This is a genomic window from Methylobacter sp. (assembly GCF_004322395.1).
GTDB lineage: Bacteria > Pseudomonadota > Gammaproteobacteria > Methylococcales > Methylomonadaceae > Methylobacter_A.
Genome location: NZ_SCTW01000028.1, coordinates 22,925 through 32,702, shown reverse-complemented (window position 1 = coordinate 32,702; position 9,778 = coordinate 22,925). Strand labels below are relative to the sequence as shown.

At 48.0% G+C, this 9,778-nt stretch carries 8 protein-coding genes; 4 read left to right on the top strand and 4 right to left on the bottom strand.

Annotated elements, in window-relative coordinates; translation table 11 throughout:
- Together EPO18_RS03805 and EPO18_RS03800 are read right to left on the bottom strand one after the other, a co-directional pair.
- Window positions 1-2,399: sensor domain-containing protein (locus tag EPO18_RS03805; protein WP_292430732.1), on the bottom strand; the 2,399-nt coding region annotated here is incomplete at its 3' end.
- Window positions 2,400-2,820: 421 nt separating this feature from the next.
- A complete protein-coding gene (locus EPO18_RS03800; protein WP_292430731.1) occupies window positions 2,821-3,693 on the bottom strand; it encodes a LysR family transcriptional regulator in 873 nt (290 codons plus the stop codon).
- 114 nt (window positions 3,694-3,807) lie between these two features.
- Between EPO18_RS03800 and EPO18_RS03795 the strand changes: the two genes are divergently transcribed.
- The 4 genes from EPO18_RS03795 to EPO18_RS03780 all read left to right on the top strand — a co-directional run bounded on the left by EPO18_RS03795 (window position 3,808) and on the right by EPO18_RS03780 (window position 7,144).
- Window positions 3,808-4,134 carry an EthD family reductase gene (locus tag EPO18_RS03795; protein ID WP_292430728.1) on the top strand — a complete coding sequence of 109 codons (327 nt, stop codon included), beginning with the start codon at window positions 3,808-3,810 and terminating at the stop codon, window positions 4,132-4,134.
- Between the two features lie 249 nt (window positions 4,135-4,383).
- On the top strand, window positions 4,384-4,986 hold the full coding sequence (locus tag EPO18_RS03790; protein WP_292430726.1) for a hypothetical protein: 603 nt from the start codon (window positions 4,384-4,386) through the stop codon (window positions 4,984-4,986).
- Window positions 4,979-5,863 carry a CE1 family esterase gene (locus tag EPO18_RS03785; protein WP_292430723.1) on the top strand — a complete coding sequence of 295 codons (885 nt, stop codon included), beginning with the start codon at window positions 4,979-4,981 and terminating at the stop codon, window positions 5,861-5,863. The genes EPO18_RS03790 and EPO18_RS03785 overlap by 8 nt, the downstream gene beginning before the upstream one ends.
- A gap of 378 nt (window positions 5,864-6,241) precedes the next feature.
- Window positions 6,242-7,144, top strand: coding sequence for a TIGR01777 family oxidoreductase (locus tag EPO18_RS03780; RefSeq protein ID WP_292430720.1), 903 nt, complete (start codon window positions 6,242-6,244; stop codon window positions 7,142-7,144).
- 155 nt (window positions 7,145-7,299) lie between these two features.
- On the opposite strand, the gene EPO18_RS03775 is transcribed toward EPO18_RS03780, so the two are convergent.
- Complete coding sequence (locus EPO18_RS03775) at window positions 7,300-8,859, bottom strand: glycerol-3-phosphate dehydrogenase/oxidase (protein WP_292430717.1); 1,560 nt, start codon at window positions 8,857-8,859, stop codon at window positions 7,300-7,302.
- Window positions 8,856-9,638 (bottom strand): glycerophosphodiester phosphodiesterase, encoded by a 783-nt coding sequence (locus tag EPO18_RS03770; protein ID WP_292430714.1) that lies wholly within the window; start codon window positions 9,636-9,638, stop codon window positions 8,856-8,858. The genes EPO18_RS03775 and EPO18_RS03770 overlap by 4 nt, the downstream gene beginning before the upstream one ends.
- Window positions 9,639-9,778 lie beyond the last annotated feature (140 nt).

The window sequence follows — 9,778 nt, the reverse complement described above, 5'->3', positions numbered from 1 at the left end:
AGCTCGGGCAAATCGGGATGACGAAACTGCACCGCGGACAGGTTCACCGCCATAATCAGCGGGCCTAAACCCTCATCCATCCAGGCTTTTGCCTGCCGCACGGCGCATCGCAATACCCATTCACCGATCGGCAGGATCAGCCCGCTGCCTTCGGCGACAGGAATAAATTCTGCCGGTGACACCATGCCCAGTTCAGGATGCTGCCAGCGCAATAAAGCCTCCGCTCCGGTAATGATCCCGTCTCGCATGGAAATTTGCGGCTGGTAATAGACTTGTAATTGCTCCTGTTCCAGTGCGTGATGCAGCGCATTGACCAATTGCAGATTACGTGCCGAGTGGGCTTGCATTTCTTGAGTAAAAAAACGATAGCACTGGCGTCCTTCCTGTTTGGCTCGATACATGGCAGTATCGGCGCTCTTGGAGAGGGCTTCCAGATTCTCCCCATCTTCCGGATAGAGCGCAATGCCGATCGATGCTGTCAGAGTCAGATCGTAGTGTTCAATCCGGTAAGACTCGGCAATAGCATCCAGTAACTTTTGCGCAACATGCGCGGCGCCGATTGCATCGACCCCCGGCAATAACAAAATGAATTCGTCTCCGCCCAAGCGTGTTACCGTGTCTTCCGTTCGAAGCACTAAACACAAGCGTTTTGCCAACTCAATCAACAGCGCATCACCAATACTATGGCCGAGCGAGTCATTGATGTCTTTAAAATGATCGAGATCGAGAAACATGACCGCCAAATGTCCGTTACTGCGCTTCGCCAAGCTGAGGGCATATTTAAGATGATCATTCAGCTGGGTACGGTTCGGCAACCCGGTGAGCGGATCGAAATTTGCCAGATAGTGAATACGCTCCTCGGAGCGCCTGCGTTCGGTAATATCGTTTGCCATCATCACCTTCGCGCTTCGCCCCTCGTATTCAAGCAGGTGCGCGCTGATCTCAACATCGATCAGCCTACCGTCCTTCTTTCGATGATGCCACACCGCCTGGTGCTGAGGCTCGTGCATCAATGGTACGTCTTCTTCAGGGCAAATGTCGGTGATCGTCATTGCAAGAAACTCCGCCTCGCTGTAGCCATAATGCGCGATCGCGGCATCGTTGACCACCAGGAAACGCAGCGTTTCCAGATCATAGAGCCACATTGGATGCGGATTGGCCTGAAACATCTGCCGATATCGGGCTTCGCTCTCGCGTAGCGCCTTCTCGGCTTGCTTGCGCTCGGTAATATCGATTATGACGCCAAAACCCCTCAATGGCTGACCGTTTTCAACAATAAACCGGCCTTTCGAAACCAGCCATCGCGTGACGCCATCGTCTTTGCGTATCAACCGGTATTCAATATTGTAGTCTTGCATACCCACGGCCAGCCCCTGCTGTACTCTCGCATCCAGTCGGGAACGATCTTCGGGATGCACCATGGCGAGAAAGTCTTCGTAACGCTGAGATACACCTTCGGGAAGACCAAGCAGCTTGTAATACTGAGAGTTAAACGTGACTTTATCATGGACGATATCCCAATCCCAGATACCGATGTCGGCCGCTAATTGCGCCAACCGCAAACGCTCTTCGCTTTCTTGCAAGGCAATTTCGGCTGTCTTGGTTTTGGTAATATCAATGCAAATTCCAGTCATGCGCTGGGCCAGACCCTGTTCATCATAGTCAGTGTCGCCCAATGCCCGAATCCAACGTACCTCGCCGGTCGGCGTGATGATCCGGTATTCGTTGGCAAGCGGCAAATGATCGCTTATTGCCTGATTGATCTGCTGTTCGGCTTGTTGCCTGTCCTCACTGTGCAGAAGCTCCCGCCATGCTTCGAAACCGGCTTCCGTTTTTTGCGGTTCCAGTCCGAATAATTCATACAGTTCATCCGACCAATAAATCGCATTTGTTTTGATATCCCAATACCAGGAACCTGCAACCGCTGCTTGTTGCGCCAATGACCATCTTTTACCGGCATCGCTCAGCGCCAACTCAGTTTGCTTGCGTTCGGTAATGACGTCGAAAATAGCAACAAAATGATCCGGCCTGGGGCTATAAACTGATATCCAAAACCACATTGACAGTGATTCGACAAAAGTTTCGAACCTCACCGGTTCTGCGCCCAGCGCCACCCGGCTATAAATATCGAACAGTTGCGAATCTGTTTCGCGAATACCGGGTATTACTTCGGAGACAGGCTTACCGACGACCTGCTTGAGACCGGTCAACTGTTCAAAGGCGGGATTCGTATAAAGGTAGACGAAATCGCTGGGTTGCCCCTCCAGGTAAACCATTTTGCAATAGGCCACACCGTTAAGCATATGCTCGACAAGAGTACGGTAGATATCGATGTGAGAAGTTTCAGATGCCTTATTCTCGGAAACGAAATTAGCATCTTCACTGGAATTGAACAACATATTAATTCGGGAGACCCCTAATGAATGATTAATAAATGTAAGTCATTGAAATTTATAATCGTCAATTTTAAAATTTAATTATATAGAGGTTTCTTGCACTCGGCTTAAAAATTTGTCTAGGGAAGCGCTGAACAAGTTGATTCCATTTATGGTTCGACAAGCTCACCACGAACGGAATCAACAGCTTACCGTTCATCCTGAGTCGTCGAAGGATTTAATCAGCGCTTCCCTAGGTTCTGACAGATAGAACAAATGTGGAAAGCCGAAACCGGAAAATAAAAACTGTCTATTTTTACCTTGTTGTCCCGAGCCGCTTTGAGAAGCAGACCAGCTATAGAAAATAAAGCCCATCCGTTAGCAATTGATTGTGTTTTGACCTGCATTTAACTTTAAAAAACTTAAACAAATTACCCGCTAATTATTACGTGCTACTTAAATTAACTATCAATGCTTGCAATTCGGGCTTTGCCGGTGTCTGATGCGTGTGAATCGCGTAAACCTGACGTCTGATTTCAGGCTCGTACAGATAGCGATAACTGATGTCGGTCGCCTGTTTGGGCAGGGTATATTCCGGCATTAAGGCAACACCGATACCTGCCTTAACCATCTGTAAAATCCATTCTTCGCTATTACTACGGTAAGCTGCGTAGAGATCGATTTCCTGATTTTGACAAATGCATTTCAGATCTTCTCTTAATTCACAGTTTAACCTGTCTAAATAAGGCTCTGACTGAATCGCTTTCAGATCGATTTTTTGCAATTGATTAAAACGATGGGTATTGCTGAATACGACCACATAACGTTCTTCGTAAAGCAAAGTCGATTGATACGGAGATGCCGGTAATTGCACCGGAGCACTGATTATCAGATCCAGTAATCCCGAATCCAGTTGCTTCAATAAGCTCGCTTCGCTATCAACAATTAACTCCAATTCGATATTCGGATATTCTTGCTGATACTTGGCAAGACAAGGACTCAAACGTTGCGCACCTATTGTGGTCATCAAACCGATGCGCAGAGGAATAGTGTTTAAGCGTGTGAACCGAATCGCATCCGCTTTGGTCGTCTGAAGGTCTCTATAAATCTTGCGCAGATTAGATTCAACCATGCGGCCTAACGGCGTTAACTGACATCCGGAGCGAGTCCGCGTAAACAGTGCCCCGCCCATTTCATCTTCCAGTTTTTTTATGGCCTGCGTTAAAGACGGTTGCGAAACATAAGTGAGTTGCGCTGCGTGCGTGATCGATCCCTGGTCGCAGACTGCCAAAAAATAGCGGATTTGTTGCATTTCCATCAGAGTTGCCCCGATATAGAAAAAAGCTATTGTTCCATAGAATGTCAGTATTATACAAACACTTATATTTCAATATACGATTGCCACTCTTTTAGAAAGCCATACGAGAAAACTATGAAAACCGCAAAGTTAATTGTGATGTATCCGACGCCTGCCGACGTTGAAATATTTGAACAACGCTATGCCCAAGAACATGTACCGATGGCGGTAGAAAAATTAGCCGGAAAAACCCGCTTCGTCGCATCGCTGATTATGGCCAGCTTAGGCCAGGAGCAAGCGCCTTTCCATCGCATTGCCGAAGTTTATTTTCCGTCCATGCAAGATTTGGAAGCCTGTTTAAATTCCCCTGGCGGACAGGAAACCGCTCAACACGCTGTTGATATTTCTACCGGTGGAGCGCCATTGTTTTTAACCGCGGAAGTTGAAAGTTTCGATTTTTGATATTTCGGCAGTTGGATAGATGTAGCCGTTGAATGCCGATTTCATGCGCCGTTATCAGGATATTATCCATCCAGACACATCTTTCCCGACTTGCAGGAAAAACCTCACAGCGACGGCTGCCGGCAAACACGATAACTGAATCCTTATCCGTTTGCCCCTTAAAATCCGTTTAATTCAGCGCCCTCCGTATTTTGTCAAAAATCAACATTTGCCGAGCATTTACCCATACAGTAAAAAAAGGTTTTACACATGAAAGAGAACATTCGGTTGTTTCCATTAATCCATACGATAACCTACGGTTGTCGTGCTTTAGTCTTATTCGGATTATTGACTTTCGCTTTGCCGCCAGAAGTTTATGCACATCGCGGCGCAAGTAATGAAGTCGACGCCTGCAATATTCTGGTAGGTCATGAACGGGTTCACTTTACCGCCTATACGCCCACATTTAGTAACAAAGAGTATTGTCAGTCGATTCCGCATCTAGGCGCTACTAATCTGGTATTCGATTATGAAGGCAAAAGCCTGCGTAATTTAACCGTGGAATTTGAAGTCACCAAAGAACCGGAAGGAACCCGAGTTTTCTATCAGGAACCGACGAAAATAAAATCGGGTACAGTGAACGGCACGGTTGACTTTAATAAATTCGGCGCAGGTAATTATCTGGTCCATGTCGCGATAGTGCATAAAGACAAAAACATCGACAATCATATCCCGCTTTCGATCGGCCTTGAACCGGAAATCTCGGATAAATTGCCGTTAAAAGCGCTATTCATAGCGGTACTTGCCGCAGCAGCTATTTACTTAATGAAGCGCGCAGCCGACAAACCTGCCGCGAGGCCATCCGATGTTTAAAGCCTATTCGGACAAATTAAAAACGACTTCGTCTTTTCGGAATAACGTTTTTAAGCTACTGTTCGTACTGCCTATCTTTATAACGCTGGTAGTTTTTTTTAACGAAGATAATGATGAATATTCTCAAGCAGGTAACACGTCTTATGCCGGAGAAAACGCAAATCCACAATGCGTTGCCGGTACATTCGACGGAGAATCAAGGGCTGTCAATGGCGAGTCAACGCTTGACGGCATTAAATACAATATACGCACACCTTTGAATTATGATCCGACCATTGCCCATCCGTTACTGGTGGTATTTTCTCCGGCAGGTTCAAACCGGGCAAAAACCGAGAAGAAGACGGCGCTTACACTGAAAGCGACAACCGCCGGCTTCATTGTTGCCTATGCCGATCATCCTGAATTATCGCCTACCTCTACCATCGAGCTTGGAACTATTCCTGACCTGATTGCCAAGCAATGGTGCGTTGATAAAAAGCGAATTTTTCTTACCGGGCATTCCGACGGCGGTACTGCCGCGATGGCTTTGGCGTTTATGTCAGGCACTAAACATATTCCCAATGCGATTGCACCGAGCGCCGCCGGTATCGATTACCAGGATTTGCGCGACCACAAATGTCCTGAACCGATTCCTGTGATGATCATGCACAGCGTGAACGATCGCTTGTTTCCGAAATACGGTCAGCAGACTTCCGGATGGTGGGCGGCATGCAATCAATGCGAGCCTATACCTGAAAAAATTGGCAATGGCTGCATGGCTTATTCCGGTTGTGCTAAAGGAGTAAAAACCTGGTATTGCGAAGGCGATAAACCGCACGCGCAATGGCCGGGCATTAATGACACCTTGCTGGATTTTTTGGTTTCGGTGGGCCGCTAAAATCACGACCAGCAGTTGAGACGGGGGCAAGTATCAAATAGAGCCCACAAATGCAGATGTCTTAATAGAAGCTTCTTGATAAAGGTCAAAGATGGCTTGGGGCACGTAGCCACCACATCTGCCACAAGCTAATGAATTAGCCAGTAAAACTGATTTATACGGTGCAGGATAAAGTTAACAACAAACCGAAAATAATCACTATTAACACCTGCGCGACAAGTTTGAGGTGCGCTCATTTGGGGCTTTTTAAGCCCCTTTTTTTATCTCTGAATTTTGATTAATAAATTTCTAAGATTTATATTGTATTCTCACTAAAATTGACTATTGGACATTGATAAAAGGTTTGCCACCCAAATTACTGGTTATGAGGACACGATTATGAATATTCTTATTACTGGCGGTACCGGGTTTATTGGCAGTGCATTGACTAAACGTTTGGTCGAGCAAGGCCATGGCGTTACGGTATTAAGCCGTAGCCCAGATAAGGTAGCCCAAATATGCGGTTCGGGAGTTAATGCGTTGAGTAGTCTGGCGCACCTTAAAGCGGAAGACAATTATCAGGTCATCATCAATCTTGCCGGAGCGCCGATTCTTGATGTTCGTTGGAGCGAAGATAGGAAACAGCTGATCAGGGATAGCCGTATTAGGCTGACTGAGCAGTTAATATCATCCATCGCTCAAATGACTGTTAAACCCGAGTTGTTAATCAACGGTTCCGCCATCGGCTATTACGGCAATCAGGGCGACACTGTGTTAACCGAACAATCAACTCCCTATGAAGATTTCTCGCAACAGCTTTGCGCCGATTGGGAAACTGCCGCAAAACAAGCCGAACAGTTTGGCGTCAGGGTTTGCCTGATAAGATCCGGATTAGTCATTGCCGACGGCGGCGGGTTTCTGCAACGCATGTTACCGGGGTTCCGCTTGGGATTGGGCGGACGTTTGGGCAGCGGGCGGCAATGGATATCATGGATTCACCGTCAGGACTGGATCAATATCGCCCTGGCCATGATTGCCGATTCAACGATGCACGGCGCTTATAACGCGACTGCTCCGAATCCTGTCACCAATGCCGAATTCACCCGGATATTGGCGCAATGCCTGAATCGCCCTGCCCTACTGACGGTTCCGGCTTGCCTATTAAAAATGCTGCTCGGCGAAATGTCGCAGTTGCTATTGGGCAGTCAGCGCGTGATGCCTGAACGGCTGTTAGCGCAGGGATTCAAGTTTCAATACGACAATCTTCCTGCTGCGTTAAATGAGGCGCTGTCGCATCGATAGATTGGAGGCGGGGACCTTGAAACAATATTTTGTCCACGAAAAGCACGAAAGACACGAAAAAGTCTGCGTTGCATTACACCGCGATTCACTCTTTGGCAATTTTAAATACTTTCGTGTTTTTCGTGGACTAGCTTGTATAACTCTGATTTTCCAAGTCAGCACTCGTATTTTTTAATGCACAGTTCAAGTTCGCTATTTAAGGTTGCCTCATCCCAACCCAGCGTTGTTGCAACGATTTCGGCGATATACCGCAATTCGGCCCGGGTCATTTTCGCCAGGATTAGCAACGGAATCCGTCGCCGGAGCAAGTCTTCCAGATGCACAACCATTTCATTACCGGCGCAAAATACCAAATCGGCGACTATAAAAGGCAACGTGGGCGTTATCCGCTTTGCCAGTGAAGCATTATTTTCTATTAATTGAAAAACCGTCGATACGCGTTTTGCATGTCGACGTATCAGCCATTGGGCGCTTTCGTTGTCTATACCCAGCGCTACGGCTTTGCCCAAAGCCGCATCCGACCACTGCCGATAATCCTGATCCGGTAGCCACGGAAATAATTTGCCTCCGGTGCGGCAAGATGCGTTGACGCCTAAGTAAGCGCAAAGCGTATTGACGATTTGAGCCGCATCTTCCCGCGCGGAAGTGATTTTTCCTCCGATGGAAGTCAGCAGTCCGTTATCGGCGACTTTCAGCTCCCAGTCGCGGCTGACGGCCGAGGGCGCTGCTTTTGAACTCTGTTTTAAAACGCGCAATCCTGCATATCGGCCAATAATATCGGTTTCAGTCCAATTTACACTCAGCACGCGATTAGCCTCGGTCAGCAGATAACCGACTTCTTCCGGTTCAACGCGGACCTGATCGACATCACCCGTATAATCGGTATCGGTAGTGCCCAGCAGCGTCAGGCCGTACCACGGAATCATAAAAAACACCCGGCCGTCCGCTTTCGCGGTTAATAATAACGCTTCATTGCCGAGCACTTTGGGCAAGATTAAATGCACGCCTTTCGTTAATCTGCATTCGCTTTCAACCGTCCATTGACCGATGGCGTTAACAATTTGACGGGCGTAAACGGTGGCTGTTTTGCCGCCGACGCTATCTTGAACTTTAACGCCACAAACTCGTCCTTTATCTTCAATAAACCCGGTCGCTTTACAGTAATTCAGGCATACCGCCCCGGCCGATAACGCGCCGTCGATCAATTCCAAAACCAGGCGGGCATCGTCGGTCTGTGCGTCGGCATAGGTAAATCCGCCGGTTAATAAAGCAGGATTGAGACAGGGAAAGCGCTCCGCGAATGCGGCCCGGCTAAAATGACGATGGGCTTGCTTGGAGTTAAACGTTCCGGCCAAAAAATCGTACAACAGCAAACCTAATTTCAGGCGGATACTGTTTAGCCTGCTGTCCTTAAACACCGGAACGCCAAAACGTAACGGCCAGACGCGGTGCGGCGCGGCTTTTTTCAACATTTCGCGTTCGCGCAAAGCTTTTTTAACCAGTTTGAAATCCAAGGATTCCAGATAGCGCAAGCCGCCATGTATCAGCTTGCTGGAAGCGGACGAGGTTCCCGAAGCCCAGTCGCCTTGGTCGACGATAGCGACCTTAAGGCCTCGCAAAGCGGCATCATACGCTGTCCAGGCGCCGTAAATGCCGCCGCCGCAAACCAGCACATCGAAATGCCGGTCGGCCAGTTGCGCAAAGTCCCGTTTCACTTATCTCGCATCTGCAATGCCAGCTGCGGGTAATCGGTAATCAGGATATTGACCTTCAGATCCAGCGCTTTTTGAATATCCTGCTCATTGTTGCAGGTGTAAACGCCAACACCTTTGCCCTGCTCTCGCAAAAGCTTTGCAATGGAATCGTTATGAATGTCGATGGGCAGGCAAAACCCGGCAAGAAAGCTGTAGTCTTTCAGGAATTGCTCAATGTCGGCCTGAGTATGGTGGTCGGACAGCAGATAGTAAAGCGGCAAATCCGGCGCGTGCCGGTTGGCAAAAATCAGGCCGGGTAAACTGAATGAAGAGATAAATACGCCGTCATCGGCAGCCGATGGGCCGATGACAGCCAGCATTTTCAGTATCTTGTTTTGAAAGCGTAGTTGCGATTCCCCGTCGCGGCTTTTAAGCTCAATATCCAGGCCGCAACGCCCCCGGTAACTGTCGATAAACTCCTGAAGACTCAAAGCGCCTTCAGCTAATGCATCGGGCGAGCAATATCCTGCAAAATCCATTTTTTGAAGCTGCTCGAAATTAAAATCGTCGATGCATTTCCCCTGATGCCCCAATTTATCCAGCTCCCAATCATGCCAAAGCACAGGCACCTCATCCAGACTTAGTTGCACGTCCGTTTCGATACCGTCAATCGAATATTTCAGTGCTCTGTTAAAGGCGGCTCGGGTGTTTTCGGCAATTGCTATACCTCCTTCGAAAGCCTCCTTGTTAGCGCCACGGTGGGCAAAGATCAAACATGACTTAATGCTCCGGTTATTCATTGTGTTATAGCCTTATTAGCCTGATTTTGTAGATAGGCTTTAAGTATAACTCAATATGCACAACCTCGATTATCGAGGACTTCAAACCCGAAAAGGTACGGGACTGTAAAAGAACTGAACTCAGCCGACGAGTCCCCGTA

What these genes read in the sequence shown, in the direction of transcription:
- EPO18_RS03800 (WP_292430731.1), bottom strand. Translation starts at nt 3,693, where the DNA reads ATGGAAATGCAACAAATCCGCTATTTTTTGGCAGTCTGCGACCAGGGA.
- EPO18_RS03770 (WP_292430714.1), bottom strand. Translation starts at nt 9,638, where the DNA reads ATGAATAACCGGAGCATTAAGTCATGTTTGATCTTTGCCCACCGTGGC.
- EPO18_RS03795 (WP_292430728.1), top strand. Translation starts at nt 3,808, where the DNA reads ATGAAAACCGCAAAGTTAATTGTGATGTATCCGACGCCTGCCGACGTT.
- EPO18_RS03785 (WP_292430723.1), top strand. Translation starts at nt 4,979, where the DNA reads ATGTTTAAAGCCTATTCGGACAAATTAAAAACGACTTCGTCTTTTCGG.
- EPO18_RS03780 (WP_292430720.1), top strand. Translation starts at nt 6,242, where the DNA reads ATGAATATTCTTATTACTGGCGGTACCGGGTTTATTGGCAGTGCATTG.
- EPO18_RS03790 (WP_292430726.1), top strand. Translation starts at nt 4,384, where the DNA reads ATGAAAGAGAACATTCGGTTGTTTCCATTAATCCATACGATAACCTAC.